At 32.8% G+C, this 19,372-nt stretch carries 13 protein-coding genes; 1 reads left to right on the forward strand and 12 read right to left on the reverse strand.

Annotated features, from left to right (window positions below; translation table 11 throughout):
• Nucleotide 1: 1 nt before the first annotated feature.
• The 9 genes from ABW636_RS03260 to ABW636_RS03300 form a co-directional block, all read right to left on the reverse strand.
• Nucleotides 2-589, reverse strand: a complete 588-nt coding sequence (locus ABW636_RS03260) for a cob(I)yrinic acid a,c-diamide adenosyltransferase (protein WP_367588520.1) — start codon at nt 587-589, stop codon at nt 2-4.
• 4 nt (nt 590-593) lie between these two features.
• A complete protein-coding gene (gene cobW, locus ABW636_RS03265) occupies nt 594-1,682 on the reverse strand; it encodes a cobalamin biosynthesis protein CobW (protein ID WP_367588521.1) in 1,089 nt (362 codons plus the stop codon).
• A gap of 286 nt (nt 1,683-1,968) precedes the next feature.
• On the reverse strand, nt 1,969-2,415 hold the full coding sequence (locus tag ABW636_RS03270; protein ID WP_367588522.1) for a hypothetical protein: 447 nt from the start codon (nt 2,413-2,415) through the stop codon (nt 1,969-1,971).
• Between the two features lie 689 nt (nt 2,416-3,104).
• Nucleotides 3,105-3,647: a type 1 periplasmic binding fold superfamily protein gene (locus tag ABW636_RS03275; protein WP_367588523.1), complete on the reverse strand. Its 543-nt coding sequence runs from the start codon at nt 3,645-3,647 to the stop codon at nt 3,105-3,107.
• A gap of 4 nt (nt 3,648-3,651) precedes the next feature.
• The gene (locus tag ABW636_RS03280; RefSeq protein ID WP_367588524.1) at nt 3,652-6,057 is read right to left on the reverse strand and encodes a TonB-dependent receptor; all 2,406 of its coding nucleotides are present in this window, start codon (nt 6,055-6,057) and stop codon (nt 3,652-3,654) included.
• A gap of 74 nt (nt 6,058-6,131) precedes the next feature.
• Entirely contained in the window at nt 6,132-6,428 is a 297-nt protein-coding gene (locus tag ABW636_RS03285) for a hypothetical protein (RefSeq protein ID WP_367588525.1), read from the reverse strand.
• Nucleotides 6,429-6,566: 138 nt separating this feature from the next.
• Complete coding sequence (locus ABW636_RS03290; RefSeq protein ID WP_367588526.1) at nt 6,567-9,305, reverse strand: PD-(D/E)XK nuclease family protein; 2,739 nt, start codon at nt 9,303-9,305, stop codon at nt 6,567-6,569.
• A 448-nt stretch (nt 9,306-9,753) separates the two neighbouring features.
• Entirely contained in the window at nt 9,754-11,148 is a 1,395-nt protein-coding gene (locus ABW636_RS03295; RefSeq protein ID WP_367588527.1) for an OmpA family protein, read from the reverse strand.
• Between the two features lie 284 nt (nt 11,149-11,432).
• On the reverse strand, nt 11,433-14,582 hold the full coding sequence (locus ABW636_RS03300; RefSeq protein WP_367588528.1) for a UvrD-helicase domain-containing protein: 3,150 nt from the start codon (nt 14,580-14,582) through the stop codon (nt 11,433-11,435).
• 232 nt (nt 14,583-14,814) lie between these two features.
• On the opposite strand from ABW636_RS03300, the gene ABW636_RS03305 reads away from it, so the two are divergent.
• On the forward strand, nt 14,815-15,423 hold the full coding sequence (locus tag ABW636_RS03305; protein ID WP_367588529.1) for a superoxide dismutase: 609 nt from the start codon (nt 14,815-14,817) through the stop codon (nt 15,421-15,423).
• Between the two features lie 270 nt (nt 15,424-15,693).
• Here the strand turns inward: ABW636_RS03305 and ABW636_RS03310 are convergent, their stop codons facing one another.
• The 3 genes from ABW636_RS03310 to ABW636_RS03320 all read right to left on the reverse strand — a co-directional run bounded on the left by ABW636_RS03310 (nt 15,694) and on the right by ABW636_RS03320 (nt 19,259).
• Nucleotides 15,694-17,592 carry an amidophosphoribosyltransferase gene (locus ABW636_RS03310; RefSeq protein WP_367588530.1) on the reverse strand — a complete coding sequence of 633 codons (1,899 nt, stop codon included), beginning with the start codon at nt 17,590-17,592 and terminating at the stop codon, nt 15,694-15,696.
• A 66-nt stretch (nt 17,593-17,658) separates the two neighbouring features.
• Nucleotides 17,659-18,585: a PfkB family carbohydrate kinase gene (locus ABW636_RS03315; protein WP_367588531.1), complete on the reverse strand. Its 927-nt coding sequence runs from the start codon at nt 18,583-18,585 to the stop codon at nt 17,659-17,661.
• 77 nt (nt 18,586-18,662) lie between these two features.
• The gene (locus ABW636_RS03320; RefSeq protein WP_367588532.1) at nt 18,663-19,259 is read right to left on the reverse strand and encodes an START domain-containing protein; all 597 of its coding nucleotides are present in this window, start codon (nt 19,257-19,259) and stop codon (nt 18,663-18,665) included.
• Nucleotides 19,260-19,372 lie beyond the last annotated feature (113 nt).

A 19,372-nucleotide genomic window follows, 5' to 3' on the forward strand; every position in this document is an offset into this window, starting at 1 on the left:
ATTATACTGTTTTTTTCTTTTTTCGCTTGTATAGAAAGAGTTGCCATTTTTCTTCTGCTACTCCAGCTTTATCCATTTCTGCTCTGGCCATGGTGAAGAATAAATCTGATAATCTATTGATATAAGCCACCATATATTCTTCTACAGATGCAGGGTCTTCATGCATTAGTGTTACTAATCTGCGTTCTCCTCTTCTTATTTGTGTACGGCAAACGTGGCATAATGCCGAAATCTCGTTTCCGCCAGGTAATAAAAAATAATCTGAAGGAGAACTTATTTTGGCTTCTAGATCATCCATCCATTGTTCGCAGAAGTCTGCACCGTCTTTGGGTCTTGGATTTGGATTTTCTTTTTTAGAGTCCGAAGGTCTTGCCAGATGAGACATCATATCCATCAGATCCTTTTGGATTTTATGAAGGTTAGGCTGCCACTCATGATCATTGCCTAGTTTTGAGCGTAATAATCCAATAGTAGAATTGGCTTCATCCAATGCACCATTACATTCTATACGAGCAGAATCTTTATATTCTCTTTTTCCTCCAAAAACACCAGTCATCCCGGTGTCTCCTTTTTTGGTATATATCTTCATAAGATTAAGCTTCTACAGTTGTCATTAGTTTTTCTTCTAGTGCGTTCTGTAACTTTTCTTCATCGATTTTTTCTCCGATAATCACAAGACGTGTAGCTTTTAATTCTCCTTCTGCCCATTTTCTATCAAAGTAATTCTCGAATCTATCAGCAACTCCTTGTACGATCATACGCATAGGTTTTCCTGGTACATGAATAATTCCTTTGATACGATATATTTGATGTTCGACTACTAATGATTTTAGTATTTTAATCAACGCCTCTGGTGTATGAGGGGTTTTAACTTCTAGTACTATAGAATTTATGGTTTCATCATGTTCATGGTCATGAGGATGATCGTGGTCATGGTCGTGATGATGGTGATGCGTTTCATGATGCGAATGTTTGCTATCTACATGGTCTTCTGCTTTTGCATCAATACCCAATAACACATCTGCAGGGATATCTCCTTTTACAGCCGAAATTATCTTAATTTCTGCTCCTACTCGATTTTGAATGATATCACGCACGTTATTAAAAGATGTTTCGTCTATCAAATCAGATTTGGTCATCACGATGAGGTCTGCACAGGATAATTGATCTTCAAACAACTCTTCGATAGAAGATTCGTGATCCAGATTTTCATCATCCAGTCGTTGAGATTGTACTTTTTCACGATCGCAAATTTCTCCTGTAGCTTGCCCCACTGCATCCACCACTGTAATCACTGCATCTACAGTTATCTGCGGTTTTAGATCTGGCCAGTTAAATGCTTTTAATAATGGTTTTGGTAGTGCAAGACCCGAAGTCTCTATAATGATATGATCAATATCTTGTTTGCGTTCCATTAACTGAAGCATGGTTGGTAAAAACTCTTCTTGTACGGTACAACAAAGACAACCATTACTTAGTTCTAATATATTTTCTTCTTCACAGCCACAATCATTTCCTTTTAGGATCTCGCCATCCATGCCTAATTCTCCAAATTCATTAACGATAATTGCTAATCGTCTACCATTTGCATTTTTTGCAATTTTATGTATCAATGTTGTTTTACCAGATCCTAGAAAACCTGTAATAATAGTTACAGGAATTTTTTGTGAGTGTGAAGCCATATTTTATGTTGTAAAAATTCCTAACAAAACTATCTAATATCAACTAAATGGGAAAGTAAATTTTAATATGTTTAAAATATTAACATATTGTTTTACTTCAAAGACTTTTAGTAAATAGTGTAATTGTTACTAAGTCTATATAAAAAACCGCAAACTATTTTTTAGAAAAGTTCACGGTTTTCTTCTTTTTTCCTGATGGATTCATTTACTTTTTGTATACCAAAGTAAAAGATGTGGAAGACGTTTTTATCATGACGATTGTAATTAACGTTGTCTTTTACTTTTTTTAAAATGATGCATATTGGTTTGTTTTTGCAAATATTTTCGAAAAATCCTGGTAATTATCTAAAATTTCTTTGCTCAAATAGTCTGTCAAGGGATAATCTTGACTATTATATATTGCAGTATAATCGCCTAACTTATAATTTAGAAGTTTTGCCTCTGTCATATCTTTTTTTAAGTGTTTGATTTCTGCTTTTGTCATAGATCCTCTTTGGATATCATTTTTATATTGTATAAGCTTGTCAGCAAGTTCATTACATCGCATGATCATGGTTTCATATTCTTTTATTGGGTATGTTAATTCGACTATTTTGGATACTGTAATCTCTTTGGGAGTGTATAGTGTCTCTTTTTCGGTTGATGCAGTTATCTGTAGGATAGTATCTTTTGTGTTTTGCGCATACAATCCAGTACAATTCACAAAAAAAATAATAATCATGATGTTTTTCATTGTATTTCAGTTATTTAGTGTTAACGTATCTTGTTAAAATTAAATTCATAGTTTCAGCAACTAATCGGTACATCCTTTTTTTAATGTTCTATTAGTTTGACACTTTTTTATGAAAAAGTCACAGCTGTAGCTTTTATGTTTAACTAAAATTACTGTTTCAACTTGTATGCAATGAATTATTTACGATAAGTTGGTTTGAGTTCTTTTCGTGTTTTGAAGAGAGTTACGTTTTTTCTGATCTTAATGATGTCATTTTTTGGATCAAAAAAAATTGAAGTAGGGGTGTATTTTTGATAATCTTTATAAAAAAACGACCCCCGGTTAACTACTCCGAGGGTCTGAATTGAAACATAATTGTATTTAACACAAACTCAACTTATACTAATTATGATTGCTTCAATTTTACTGTATTTTTACTATAAAATTTCTTTCTTTTTGATGGCTCAAAGATAAGTCGTAACTGTTAAAAAAGCTTACATTTTTTGCTTGTTAATTAACATTTAACAATGCGATAATATCGAAATTAAAATGTTAGATTTAAGTCATTAAAAATCTAAATTCCTTTAGTTTTTAACACTTTTTTTCCCTCTTTTTTGCCATATTCTTAGTGTCTTTTTCTTTAAAACACCAGTCATGTTAAATAATTTTATAGAGATACATCAAATTTTATACCAAAGTACGGTTTTACCTTAGTTAATTTCAACCTCAAAATCTACTTCGATGTCAGTTTCTCCTCCAAAATCATCTCTTGAAGTTCCTGTTTTTTTAGTAGGTTCATGAATTAAAAAAGCTTTTAAAGTTCCAGTGGCGGCATCTCCGGTTGATAAAGTGGTAAAAATATTAATTCCTATACTATCACCATCCTTGATATCATTAGAGGCACTTACTATAGTTGCTCCGCTAATCGTTGTTGCATCATAAAAAACAAAATGCTCATCTCTTTCTTCTACAACCTCTTCTGTAATGTCTTCTACATCACTTGGGTTTGATTCATCAAGGAACTCGATTTCTACTTCATACTTTGTATTTGCTTTTAAGGTAATCTTATCGGCAGTTTTATCTTTCCAGGTATAGGTTTGAGAAGTAGTTTCTCCAGACTCTGTTACCTTTAGATTTACTGTGGTAATTGTTTCTTCTTCGTTAATAACTTCAGGCGCTGCATCGTCATCGTTTTTACAAGATGCTAAAATTACTCCTATTGATACTGCTAAAATTAAATGAATTCGTTTCATTGTTTTAAAAATTAAAAATTAAATTAAGTGTTAAGTTTCTTCCGAGATTATCTGCATAGTATCGTTGTCTATTTAGATAATCTCTGTAGGAAGTGTTAAAAATGTTTGTAATCGTTGCTCCCAGACTTAGGTCTTTCTCATTCCATAAGTTTAATTGATAGGATCCAGAAAGATCTACTACACTATAACCATCAGGAGGGGTAGAAATATCAACCAGTTTAGCTACTATTTCTCCATTCTCGATGACGTCATGATCAAAATTATTGTCGGGATATCTATTTTGAGTAAGTGCGGTTGTGTTCGAAAGTTTTAGATTCCAGTTTTCTTTTTCATAAGCCAATACTGTTCTTATAGTGGGTGCTGGCATATGAATTAAAGGTTCGTCTAACTGGGTATCTTCTCCGTATATGTAAGAAAAACCAGTAGAGAATTCTAAGTTTTTGGCCACATTCATATGATAATCAAAATCAACACCAAGTATTAATGCATCAGTTTGTTTGTATTCCCAAACCGGAAATGCTCCTCGAGTAAGCAAATCTACTCCTGTGGGCTCTAGTAAAATAAAATCTCTGATGTAACTTAGATGTGGCGAAATGGTTACAGTTGCGTTATCGAATAGTCCGTTATGAATACTGCTTAAAGAAAGCTTAGCAGCTTTTTCCTGATCAAAGCGTAGATTACCTAGTTCTATAATTGCTGCACTATGGTGTAACCCATCACTAAATAATTCTGCGGGATTAGGAGCACGATTCGCATAGGATATATTAAGTAATAATGAATTTGAGGTGCTGTACTTTAAATTTAACCCTCCCGAAGCAGAGACACTATGATATTCAAAAGTTGGATCTGTAAGCCATTGTGTACCTTCATCGGCGATAATAATCGAGGAAAAATCGGTATTATACCCTCTTTCATCCCAACTATCTTTTTTGTAAAACTTTTGAGCGTCTATTTGCATGAAATCATAACGTATACCCGCATCAACCGTTATGACATCATTGATCCTAATTTCTGATGTAGCAAAAACACCTGTGTTTACCTTTTCATAATCAGGAATAAGTCTACGTACTCCCGTTTCAGGATTAGGAGTGTTTACTTGGTACGTAAATTGCGCTCCAATATGTTTTGTAAAATCATCATTAGAATCAAACAAAAAAGAAGTTTCTGCAGCATGTGTAATCAACTCCAGATCCAAACTTGGTTTATCACGATCATCTCCTCTTCTGATATCAAACTCTTTTCTATTATTATATTGTAATGAGTATTGTAGTTCTAATTTTCCTAGATTCTTGAAACGATTATATGCCTTTATTTTTGCCAAACGGTGCATTGTTTCTTGTTTAGGAGCATTAATATCATAAGTAAAATCTTCGATTACTAAGGGTGTAGGGCTATTTATTGCTCGTATCAAGTCACTTACATTACCAATATGAGATGCTCTTAGGATTCCTTGTTTAGCATTATAAAAACTATAATATGCTTCAAACCCTTGTTTGAAATCGGTATACCCAAAACTGGTAGAAAAACTTTGTTCTCTATGTCCTGTATTACTTAATTTATAGTCTGGTGCCTCACTGTCTCCATAATGTTTTAGGGTTCCCTGAAATTTGGCAGCCCACCCTTTTTTAAATCCCAAATTAAGGGTTGTATTGGCACTACCTCCTCGACCATTGCTACTTGCTGTTACTTGAGACTTTCCAAAAATGGTATCCTGCAAAGAAGTTAGTTTATTTTCGGTAATTATTACTCCGGCAATAGCATTTCCTCCGTACCGCAAAGCTCCCGCTCCTTTTATAACTTTAATTTGGTCAAAGGCATTAATATCCATATTTGGGGCGTGTTCTTCTCCCCACTCCTGATCTTCTTGTCTAACCCCATTATTCATCATAATGATTCTACTGCTATGTAGCCCTTGTATTACAGGTTTTACAATTGTATTTCCTGTGTTAAGGCTATTGACACCAGAAATTTCTTTTAAGGCATCTCCAAGAGATAAGTCGCTGTATTGTTCTAATTGTTTTTTGTTCAAACGCCCTTCAGCTTGACTATTGGTAGTTTTCTTTTGATTTTGTGACAAGACATCTACTTGATCCAAATCGGTATAGTGATGCTCTAGATAAAAATCTTTTGATGATACATTGCTTATGTTAAGTGTTACCACCTGAGAATTACAGTTTTCATGTGATATTGTAAACGCATAAGATGTGGAACACAAGTTGTTTATGGTGTATTCTCCTTTTGAGTTTGTGTATGTTGCGGTATTATTAACCATTACTTTAGCGTTTTCTAAAGGTATTCCATCATGAAAATCTATTACTTTACCAGTAAGAGTTTTATTGCATTCTTGTGCAAATGCTGATTTTGATAAAATACCAATAAGAAATATGGCTCGCCATATAGATCTTATCATTGATAAAAAAATAAAAAATGAAACAACGATTATTTTGTAAAAAATAATCAGTTTAAAAAATAGATTGATTTCTATTAGGCTACAGGTGGAGCCTTATTTAAGAAAGAATAGGTAACAGAGGTTGCGAAGTATCTATTTAGGTAGTTAGTTCGAACTACATCTGCAGGAATATTAACATGTTCATAACCAATTACGATATCTGTTGGGATAAAATCATCGGTATGATTTTCTGAAGTAAAATCACAAATACTACAGTCTATGTCATCAGAATTGGTAGCATCATCATGACTTAAAATATGTAAATCTGCTACCAATACGATGCCAAAAAGTACTAAAAGTACCGAAGCAAGTATCTGTTTATTCACTTTCATAACAACAAATAAACGAAAAAAGTTGATCAATTATTATGTTTTTTGAATAATAATACATGAAAACAGATAGATTTTATTTTATTTTTCTTGTTTTTTTACTATTTTATATGTTCTTTTTAATGGCAAAAAAACAGCTTTCTAGACTTCTTTTTCTATAAAAGGGATTTGGGGATTAAAAATTTCTAGAATTAACTTTTTTAATTGTATTTGAAACTCTTCTAGTACCGGATGAGTTATCTCATGATTTGATTTGCCTCTGATACTTGATTTTGTACCAAATTTTAGAAACCCTTCCTGAAGGTTTTTAAATGAAATAACACCAGCCATCGTCGAATTTGTAATAGGTGTTTCGTTATGATGAATTAATGCATATGCCAGAACCTGAAACGCTTTGCTGTACTTGTAATCTTGCATAATAATATCCCAATCCATAATGATTAAATCATTTTTGGTGACTCTTCCGGTTTTGTAATCTATAATTCTAATTTCGCCATCTAACTCATCGATACGATCTACTTTTCCTTTTATATGGATAGGGAAATCCAATTCTGGTATCACTAGTTTTGTTTTTAAGTTGCTTTCTATCGCAATTATTTTTAATTGAGATCCTTGATTAAGTAATTTTTCTTCGCTTGATAGAAAATTATGAATATATTGTTTTGCTACCTCGTAAATTAATAGGTTTTTTCCGCTAGTAATATTTAATTTTGCATACTCTTGTCTAAACTGATTTTTAAGCTGGGAATCAATTTCGGTACGAATTCTTTTTATATCTTCTGTAGTAAGAAATTTTTTTTCAAGAGGTTTGTAAAACTCTTCGAGCGTATTGTGTATTACAGTTCCCAAGGTGTTTGCGGCTATAGTTTCTTCAACTTCCTCGGTTGCTTTAATTCCTAACACATATGAATAGTAAAAATCGATAGGGTTTCTAATGTAGCTTGTTAAAGCAGAAGGTGAAAGCCCATGATTCGCTAGCTTTTTAAGTTGTGAAATTACTTCTTCATTTTTGTTGATCTGTATTTTTTGATCTGTAATTTGAGGCACATTGGTAGATACTACATAAGAATTAAGCGTATGCTTTGGTCTTTTATCTATTTCTAGCTGAAGAAGAAACCTACTTTTTTCTCCACCACCAACACCTTCGCTTTCTGTATTATAAATTAGATATACATTTTTGGCTCTTTGTATTAACCTGTAAAAGTGATAGGTATAGATAGCATCTTTTTCCTTATATGTTGGTAGGTTATATGCTCTTTTTAAATCATAGGGTATAAAGGAGTTCATGCTTTTTCCTGCAGGTAATATTCCTTCGTTTACCGAGGTAATAATTACAGTTTCAAAATCAAGACAACGAGATTCTAGCATTCCCATTAGTTGTAGCCCATTAAAGGGTTCGCCAGAGAAATCTAAAGTTTCTTTTAGTAAGATATCTTTATACAGCGAATATAAAGATCTTATGGTTGTGAGGTATTCATATTCTTTTTGAAGTGATGATACCTTGTTAAATACAATATGAAAATGATAAAGGTACTCAAGCTCCAGGGTGTCTTTTTCTTTATCCAAAACATTCTTAAGCTCGAATATGATATTTCTACATTGTTCTAATGCTTTTGTTGCATTTTTCCAGGGAGAGAACAATAAAGATAGTATTTCCTTGTGTTGCTCAGAAATTACAAGTTCCTGTAATTTTTGTAGCGTTATGTAAACCATGTTTTCTCGGGCAATGGTATTTGCGAGGAGAAACGCACTATTGCCTATTAGTCTATAAGCAGCTCTATTATTTAGAACCTCAAGTATTGATTTATAGTATAATTTATCTGAGTTAGCATTTTTATGAAGCTCAAACAATAGTTCAAAAAATGCCGCTAGCGGAACTTCTTTTAAAGGTAGCCCCATTGTGATGTTAAGGGACTCTACTGTATTTGGAATACTATTAAGCAGAGGTTGTAGTAAGTTTTCATCTGCAAGAACTAATGCCGTTTTTTCTATAGTATCCTTCGGAATAGAAGAGAGTATATGTGCTACAGATTTTGCTTGCCCTACATTTCTTGGTACTCCGATCGTAGAAATATTTTTTTCTAGAGAGAAGTTATTTTGTATCCAGTCAAAAGAATGATTTTTATAATAGTCCCATTGCTCTTTATAGGTTCTTAAGAATAATGAGGCCTCATGGTAGTTATTGTTGACAAAAAAATGATCAGCATCCCAATATACCTTAGCCATGTTTGCATCTAGTAAGGATTGAAAAATGATTTGTTCAGCATTGTTTAGTGCATTAAAGCCAACAAGAATATGTTTTCTCTTTTCGGTGTCTATATAGGACTGGATATCTTCTGAAGCTTTTCTGTATAATAGACCTTGATACCCTATTTTTTTGGAAAGGAGTTTGTCTTTAAAGTTATTATAGTAGATTAATAAGCTTTCCCAAAATCTAATGTAATTTTTTACTAAAGTTGTTTTTTCTTTTTGTAAGTACCAGTGATTTATGTCTTGTATTCCTGATAGGTATGCAAAAAAACTTTTATGATCTATACAGTATCGGTCGATTTCATTGAAATCATAAATTAAGGTCTGAGCCCAGTTGCTAAAGGTTTCAAAATCCTCTTTTTCCAGATCAGAAAAAGTGGATAAGTAAGTATCATAAAATTCGAATAGAGTTTGTACGTTATCAATTTGTTGAAGCCCGGATAATTTGGATATAAATTCTTCTATACTTATTATAGTAGGGGCAAAAAGCGTTTGGTTGTCGTATAAGATTAAAAGTTCTTTTTTTAAGAAAAGGCCTGCTCTTTTACTAGGAACCAAAAAAATCAGATCACTTACTTTTTCGTTACTACTATGTAATTCTAAGATTACTTCTTTTAAAAAACTTTTCAAACGTATAGGGTTTACTGTATTATTCTGGTATGGTACGAATAGATACTTTTTTAAGATTATAAATTAAATAATCTTATTAGGGATCCATATTACTTTTTCAATTTACAATTCTCTTGAAAGAACGCAAATGCAAATATACTTTATTCTTGTTTTTGTATTCTAAAGAGTTTTTAAACTTGATTTGTCTATAATTTTTTGAAGTTTTACAGGTGTGTTCAAATTATATAGAAGATGAAAAAGATGGTTTTTCTTTTGAAAACTATACGGCAATACTGTTAAACAGAATTGGTTGGAGTCAACCAATCTATTTTTTTGATGAGAATTTAAACCTCTAGGTTTACTGTTGCTTAAAGGTGTGTTTTAAATCTTTCTTTTTTAAATGGAATAGTTATAAAAAGAAAGCGCCTCGAAAACTTCGAGGCGCTTTTTATATTTTGTTAAAATCTTCTTATTTTACTAAGTTGATCTCTACACGTCTGTTTTGTGCTCTACCTTTTCTAGTTTTGTTAGAAGCGATAGGTCTTGATTCTCCGTATCCAACAGCAGATAATCTAAACTGATCTACACCGTTTTCTACTAAGTAATTCTTAACAGCGTTAGCTCTAGAGTCAGATAACTTTTGGTTAGAAGATTCGCTACCTGCGCTATCAGTATGTCCTTCTACTGTAAACTTAGCAGTTGGGTACTCCTGAAGAATTTTTACGATATCATTCAACACAGCGTTAGACTGTTCTTTGATTGTAGATTTTCCAGAATCAAATAAGATAGTCTTAGCATATTCGTTAAGAGTCTTCTGAATTTCTTCTGTTACTTCTGGGCAACCATTGTTTGCTACAGTACCAGCAACGTCAGGACAGTTATCATCTTTATCTAATACACCATCACCATCTTTATCTTGATAAGGACATCCATTGTTTTCAGCTGGACCAGCTTCGTTAGGACAACCATCTTTACCATCAGCGATACCATCACCGTCAGCATCAGGACATCCATTAAGTTCTTTTAAACCAGCTTCAGTAGGACACTCATCTTTAGGGTCAGAAACTCCATCACCGTCAGTATCAGGACATCCGTTAAATTCTGCTGTACCTGCAGTATCAGGACAATCATCTTTAGCGTCAGTGATTCCGTCACCGTCAGTATCAGGACATCCGTTAAATTCTTTTAAACCAGGAACGTCAACACACTCATCATCTTTGTCATAAACACCATCACCATCAGTATCTTTACCTCCAAATGTGAAAGAAAGACCTGCAGAATGTTGGAAATGAGTTGGAGGATAGTTACCAGTTTCGTAATCTTCAAATACATTCTTGAATGTAGTTTGGATATCGAATGCAAAGTTTTCAGATAACCAGAATTTTGTGCCTAAAGTACCATTCAAAGTACCAGCACCTATATCGTCAACCCAAGTGTAACCTCCACCTACTCCTACGTATGGCTCAAACCACTTAGTTTTTAATACATTTTTAAGGCTATACGCAATTGTACCATCAACAGCGTAGTAAGATAGGTCATCTGCAGTAACTAAAGTTTCATCTTCAAGTTGACCCAGCTTTTCTATTTTATTAACTGACCCAGCAAGAGTAAAAGAAAAACCATCTCCTATATATCTACCAACAGATAATCTGGAAACAGATGGAAGAATGTTCCAGTGGTCACTAGCATTAAAAAATTCGTCGAAAATATCCCCTTGATAAGGTAAATCACCTCCAGTAGGATAAATGTCAACGGCATTAATACCTATAGAAACTGCCCAAGGATTGTTTTCATCTTGTGCATTCGCCGTACTAAGTCCAAGTACTAGTAACGAAGCCACTAAAAATCTGCTAAGATGTTTCATATTCAATAATTTAATTTTTAAGTGTTAATTAGAGCAAATGTAATATGTTAATAATAACTGTCAAAGATAAATCTAATAAATTTTTCTTAACAGGCCAGTAAATATCAAGTCTTTGAAGGGTTATACAATTTATAGATAGTATTTTAAAATCCTAAAAAGCAAGATAATTTTAACCTTGTTAAGTAAAAATTAGATATTATATCTTGTAAAAGATGGTACAATTATAAGATAAAATTCCCTTTAATCCTTAAATTTTTTTAGTAATTAGTAAATATGAAGGTTATTTATACACGTTTTATCTTGATATCTTTATTGAAATATACTAGAATTCTGTCTCTTACAATATAACCTGTTGTTTCTAAAAGATATGTGTATTCTTCTAGTTGTTTGCGATGGTATGGATCGTAACTTCCTGTTTTGTAATCTATAATAGACGCAATGTTATTAGGGTCAATTATTATACGATCTGGTCTAAAGGATTTACCATTAGAAAATATTTCACGTTCATTAAAAATAGTGCTGTCGTCAGAAAAATATGGTGAAAGCTCTGGGTGCTCAACTACTTTTATCAGTTCTTTATGTAGTATTTCTTTTTCTGGAAAAGTGATTTTACCCATTAAATAGGCTTCATCCAAAACTGTTTGGATATCATCATGTACATAAACTGAAGCCATTAATTCATGAATTAGATTCCCTTTTTCTATTGCATATTGTTGTTCTGTATCCCATAATTTGCCCGCATTGGTTACAATAAATACTTTATACGGCTGTGTGTTTTGTGTTGATTTGGATAAAGAGATGGTTTTTAAAGTATTATTTTCTTTAATTGTATTGTTACTTGGTTTTAATGGGCTACCAAAAGTGTATTTGTTTTGAGTCTCCCAAACTCCTAAGTGTTTTAAATAATTAATTAGTTTTCCAGAAAAAGTGTTAGGGTTGCTTTCGCCTTTATAGTTTATTTTTAAATTAGAAATTACATATAGTTGCTCTCTTGCTCTGGTAAAAACTACATATAGTAAATTAAAGGTGTCAAGTTCTAATTGAGATTGTCGATCAACAACAATTTTTTCGGCATCTGTACCATAGTCAGATATCTTCTTATTATAGTTAATTAGTAGTTCTCCAAAACCATTATATTGATCTTTATCGACTTCAATCCATGTTTTTGGTTCTATTTCTTCATAGATATCAATATTGGCATAGGGATAAATTACACATGGAAACTCTAATCCTTTTGCTTTGTGTATTGTCATTATTTGAACTGCAAGTTTTGTTTTTGGAGCGATAATGCTTAGAGAATCTTTTTTTGTCTGCCAATAAGATAAAAAACCTGGGATCCCTTCCATATGTTTTTGAGCAAAAGTAAAAACGGTGTCCAAAAAAAATTGTAGATGTGCTGAGTTATAATTCGAAAAACAAAAGGCTCGAATACAGTATGCCACTGCGTCATAAAGTGGTTTAGTGGCTAATAGGGTAAAACTAAAATCAATCTCAAAACTTTTTAATACTTCATAAAAGTCTTTTGTGCCATTGTTTATGAGTTTGCTAAAAAAAGAGTGTTTATCTGGTACTTGATATTTCTCAGCCAAAAAATTTAAAACATTTATTTTTGATTGTAAGTGATCTTGCTGAATGTGCCACGTAAGAAGATCTATTATGAAATTTACCTCAGGAGCTTTACTTATTAATAGTGTTTCAGAAGAAATAATTGAAATTCCTTTTTGAGTTAGGAAATCTGCAATCAGGGCTCCTTCTTTTTGTTTTCTTATAATAATGCATATTTCATTATGCTGATAGCCTTTTTCATTTAGCTCAAGGATTGTTTCATATACTTTTTGTGGATACATGTCGTTTTCCTGAGCCGCATTTTTGGCTTCTATAAAAGAGATATCTACATATCCTCCTTTTTTAGAATTAACTTCTTGTTTATTGCCTGCTAAATAAAGTTCCTGATGTTTTAGGTTACTAAAATCATTGGACAAAAAAGAAAACAAATTATTATTAAATTTGATTATTTCTTCATGACTTCTATAGTTTTTGGGTAAGTTGAGTACTTGTTTTTCTTGTGTAGAAAAGGGGTTGATATCTGATGACAATTCTATAAACTGTTCTGCTTTTCCGCCTCGCCACCTATAGATTGCTTGTTTTGCATCTCCTACTATAGTAAGCTGTCCTCTTTTGCCACTTAATGTTTCGGTAGCAAGTGCATTGTCTATTAAAGGAACTAGGTTTTGCCATTGCATTTCTGAAGTATCTTGAAACTCATCAATAAAATAATCCCGGTAGCGTTCCCCAAGTCGTTCGTATATAAAAGGGGCAGGTTGCCCTTTGATAGCGGTACTTATGATATTGTTAAATTCTGATATTAATAGAACTTTTCTTTCTTTCTTAATGGTTATCAGCTCTTTGTTAATTGCGTTAAGAATTGAAAGAGGGGTTATGTTTTTAATAATGTTTTCAAAAAATGTGATTTGAATTAATGCATTCTTGGTTTCTTGAAAAGCATATTCTATTTCTGGTCTAATGGTATCGATTAGGCCTTTTTTATGATCTTCTAATTTAGTTGTATAAAAGGTGGCCTCTCGTATATTTTGTTTCCAAGCGGCTTTAAAATCAACTTTAAAGTCTCCTTTTGCTAGTTTGTCGAAGTGATTAGGGATCGAACTACGAGTAAAATCTGTAAATGCCACCCCCTTGTTTTTAATTAGTTGTAAGGCGTTATTTGCATGTAAAACCACATTTTCTTTTGCTAATTTTATTTTTTGATAAAGCTGGGTTTTAAGGTCTTCAAAATCAGTATTACTTTTTGGTAAAAGGTGATGTATGTATTTTCGATCATTTTCACTAAATAATAAACGAGCAACTTTATTGAGTTCTATAGTGATGTCCCAACTTTTATCTTCATTAAGTTTGCTTACGGCAAAATCGATAATTAAACGTGTTAACTCTTTGTCGATACCAATTTTTGAAATGACAGCATCTACAGCTTCTTCTATTAATGCATCGGTATCCATATCAATCTCAAAATTCATTGGGATTTCGAGGTCATGCGCAAAGGTTCGTATGACTCGATGAGTAAAAGTATCGATCGTAACAATATCAAAAGATGCATAGTTATGAAGAATGCTTTTTAGGATTCTATTTGCTTTTTGTTTAAGTTCTTTTTCTGTATAATTTGTTGCTGCTATTAATTCGTTAAATAGATCCTGATGTGGTAAAGGAGTAATAGGAGCACTAATGGCAACAAGGTTTTCTAAAACCCGTATTTTCATTTCGGCTACTGCTTTGTTGGTAAAAGTTAGTGCCAGAATATTTTTGTAACTATCTTTAAAATCTCCATTAAGCAGTGTGATTAAATAAGCTTTTACAAGGGTGTATGTTTTGCCTGCACCTGCTGCCGCATTATAAATGGTAAAAGGAGTGGTAGGGTTCAATTCTTTATTTTTTACTAAAGTACTAAAACCAGCGCTTTTCGTATTAAGGTTCGAAGTGTTTATGAGTATGATATAGTTGGTAGAGGGTAAATGATATCGATAGAATTGATAATTGTTGTTGTAAAGTTGTTGATTATCAGTGTTTAGTTAATTTATAACAATTATAAATTTTTATTCATCACTCTAATTATTAAATTTGGATTCACTTTTTATTCATTAAAAATAGTAACATATGTCATTCGAATTACCAAAATTAAACTACGCTTTTGATGCGTTAGAACCTCATATAGATGCTCGTACCATGGAAATACACCATGATAAACATCATGCTGGATATACAAGTAAATTAAATGCTGCTATTGCGGGAACAGATCTTGAAGGAAAAACGATCGATAATATCCTGATCAATATGGATATGTCGAATAATGCAGTTAGAAATAATGGAGGCGGGTTTTTTAATCACAATTTGTTCTGGGAAGTGATGTCTCCAAACGGAGGAGGGAAACCTTCTGGAGAATTGGCAGATGCAATTAATGCAGCTTATGGTTCTTTTGAGGCATTTAAAGAAGCATTTTCTACCGCCGCAGGTACCAGATTTGGTTCTGGATGGGCTTGGTTATGTGTACAGCCAGGAGGAAAGGTAGAAGTTTGTTCTACTCCTAATCAAGATAATCCATTAATGCCTGGTGTAGGTTGTGGAGGAACTCCTATTCTTGCATTAGATGTTTGGGAGCATGCATATTATTTAAATTATCAAAATCGTCGCCCAGATTATGTTTCTGCATTTTTTAATGTAATAGACTGGAATGAGGTTTCTAGCAGATATGCTCAAGGAAAATAATCCTAATACATTATAATATTAAAAAGAGCCATGTTAAGAACATGGCTCTTTTTAATATCATTTCTTTTCTAATAAAAAATGGTATAAAATAAAAAAAGGTGGAAAGTCCACCTTTTTTTGCCCCAAATCTACCATGAACTTAACCTACTTATGCTATGGCTCTGCTAATATAGAGCGATATTTCATAGAGAAAAAATGTTTTAGATAAAAGGTCAAAATACTTGTTGAAATACACAAATTAACCTTTTTTTACGATAAATTTTTTCGTTTTTAGTATGCTCTTTCGTCTTTTCCTTCGTAAAAGTTTATAAATGCCTTATTTACAACCCTATTACCTCCTACGGTAGGATAGTCACCTGTGAAATACCAATCTCCAAGATTTTTTGGGCAAGCTTTATGTAGATTGTCAACCGTTTGATAAATTATCTTTACATCAGCATTTACAGATGAGTCACTTAATAGTTCTGATATTTTGTCACTTACCTCCTGATCAGAAAATCCATCATAAATTTCTTTTACAAAGTTTTGCACTTCAGAATCTTCTAAATCTACTTGAGCTTTGCATTTTTCATAAACTTGGTCAACAAGGTCATAATTTCCATTTTCTTTTAAAAGTTCTAAAGCAGCTTGAAAAGCTACAAGTCCCTCTAATCTTGCCATATCTATTCCGTAGCAATCAGGATAGCGTATTTGTGGTGCAGAAGAAACAATAATTATTTTCTTTGGTTTTAAACGATCCATCATTTTGATGATACTTTTTTTAAGAGTAGTTCCTCTAACAATACTATCATCTATAATAACCAAATTATCGTCAGGTTTTACCACGCCATAAGTTACATCATATACGTGAGCAACCAGATCGTCTCTGCTGCTATCTTCTGTAATAAAAGTTCGAAGTTTAGCATCCTTGATTGCTATTTTTTCTGTTCTTAGCTTATGCGAAAGAATTTCTGCCAGACGTTCATCTGTTAAAGAATCTTTTTCAGCAAGTATGGTTTCGTTTTTTTGCTTGTTTAATTCATCTTGAGCAGCTTCTACCATACCATAGAATGAAGTTTCTGCAGTATTAGGAATAAACGAGAAAACACTATTAACGGTATCGTGATTAATCTCTTCTAGTACCTGAGGCATGATAAGTTTCCCTAATTTTTTCCTCTCTTTATATATTTCTGCATCACTTCCTCTAGAAAAATAAATACGTTCAAAAGAACAGGCTTTTCGTTCTAATGGATCAATAATTTTGTTAATCGAGGTGTTTCCATCTTTTTTAATGATAATTGCTTTTCCTGGATCCAATTCTTGAACATCATCAAAACCTACATTGAATACGGTTTGAATTACCGGTCTTTCTGAAGCAACAACGACTACTTCATCATCTTGATAATAATACGCTGGTCGTATCCCCGCAGGATCTCTTAAAACAAATGCGTCTCCGTGTCCAAACATTCCAGCCATTGCATAACCACCATCCCAATCACGAGAAGATTTTTTAAGAATTTTGGCAACGTTTAATCGCTCTGCAATTTGTGGTGAAGCAGCATTCTTATTAAATCCTTCTTTCTTTAATTTTTTATATAGTTTGGCCACTTCAGAATCTAGAAAATGACCTATTTTTTCCATTACGGTTATGGTGTCAACTCGATCTTTGGGATGCTGACCTAATCTTACTAGGTTATCAAACAATACATTGTTGTTGGTCATATTGAAATTACCGGCAACAATAAGATTACGGTGCATCCAGTTGTTTTGTCTTAAAAATGGATGAACACTTTCTACACTGTTTTTACCAAAAGTACCATAACGAACGTGCCCTAGAAAAACTTCGCCTATATAAGGGATGTTTCTTTTTTGTAGGTCGACATCTTTTGCGTATTCTGGATGATTTTCAAGCTCGTTATTAATGCGATCATTAATTTGAGAAAAAATATGTTGTATGGGCTGAGGCTCACTGGATCGAACTCTACTTATGTATCGTTCTCCCGGTGCGGTATCTAATTTGATGCTGGCAAAACCTGCACCATCCTGACCACGGTTATGCTGTTTTTCCATCATAAGATACATTTTATGAACACCATAAAATGCACTCCCATATTTCTCCTTGTAATATTCTAATGGTTTTAAAAGTCTGATGAATGCTATACCGCATTCGTGTTTTAAAGCATCACTCATTGTATTCCAAAAATCTAGTTGTTGTTGTGTTGTTTTTCTTATATGCTAGCATATAAGATGTTTTTATTATGACAATTCTATTTCAAATTGTGTTAGTTCTTTAAATTGCTGAAGCCTTTTTTGAACTTCATCACGATTTAGGTGTTCCATTCGTTCTGTCCCAAATTTTTCTACACAAAACGAAGCTAAATTCGAAGCATGAATAATTGCTTTTTTCAAATTCTCGAACGAAAGATCTTCTGTTTTAGTAAGATAACCGGCAAAACCACCTGCAAAGGTATCTCCTGCACCAGTAGGATCAAATACTTCTTCTAGGGGTAGTGCTGGGGCAAAGAAAACTTGTTCTTCATGAAATAACAAAGCTCCGTGTTCTCCTTTCTTAATCACCACATATTTGGGTCCCATGTTTGCAATTATTCTGGCTGCTTTTACCAATGAGTATTCACCACTTAATTGTCTTGCTTCTTCATCATTAATAGTAATAACATCTACCTTGGCAATTACTTTATGTAAATCTTCCAGCGCATTATCCATCCAAAAATTCATGGTATCCAGAATGGTTAATTTTGGTTGGGTTTCCATTTGCTCTATTACAGATAGCTGCACCATGGGATGAAGGTTGCCCAAGACTACTATTTCTGAATTTTTATAAGCTTCGGGAACAACAGGGTTGAAATCTGCCAATACATTAAGTTGAGTTTCTAAAGTATCTCTCGAGTTTAAATCATTATGATATCTACCGCTCCAGAAAAAAGTTTTACCACCTTTTACAATTTCTATTGAAGAAGTGTTGATGTTTTTTTCACGAAGCATCGCTAGATAATCCAAAGGAAAGTCTTCTCCTACTACAGATACAATTGCAGAGGTGATATTAAAATTTGATGCAGAAAGCGCAATATAAGGGGCTGCACCTCCTAAAATTTTGTCGGTTTTACCAAAAGGAGTCTCAATAGCATCGAAAGCCATAGAACCAACAATAAGTAATTTACTCATATAACCAGCATTTTTTTGCAAATATACGCTTTACTTTCAAGTAAATTCATCAAAAATAAAGTCTTCTAAAATCTCTTTCAAGAATCTTTATTTTCTAACTCCTCTTTAAGAGCAGTAAATGTTTTGAATGGCCCTGTGATTAATAGTGAATTTGTGATAAAAGGCGGTAGTGATCCTTCTGGATTAATGTAGAGTTGTTGAGTTATTTTTACCTCACTTCCTTGCTCCTCGAGAAGCCAATACCCTGATAATTCACGAATCCTAAGTGTATTTCTTTCTAAAGGTATTTCTTCTGGAGCAGCATTAATATGTAATTTGATTGTGTCATCAGAGATTTTTTGAACTCTTAACTTAGAAACTACGTCTCTATCTTTTACCGGCCACGGAAATTTATTCTTTACATAAAAAAAATAGTGTCCATCAGGGTTTACTTTTACCAAATGGCTTACTCCTTCTTTGCAGTTTTTCATATATAAAGGAGCATTTAATAATTCGTGGGTTACCGATTTTAAATTTGTTTTGGCATGAGTCACTGCTTTGTACTCTTTATAAGGAGTGTCTTTAATGGCTCTTGTCCATATTTTAATTCCTTCTTTATCCTTTGTTAATTTCCATTCTGGCTGACCAAAGCTTAGAATAGGAATAAGGATATATATGTAAAGCAGTATTTTCATGCATTGTTATATTTCTAGTTCATTTTCTTAAACTCAAAAGTTTAGTAGAAAAAAGAAGTACAGCATTACATGAAAAATGTTGATTTTTAGATAAATGCTTAAATATATAGTGT

Origin of the sequence: Aquimarina discodermiae (assembly GCF_040786235.1) — a bacterium.
Taxonomy (GTDB): Bacteria; Bacteroidota; Bacteroidia; order Flavobacteriales; family Flavobacteriaceae; genus Aquimarina.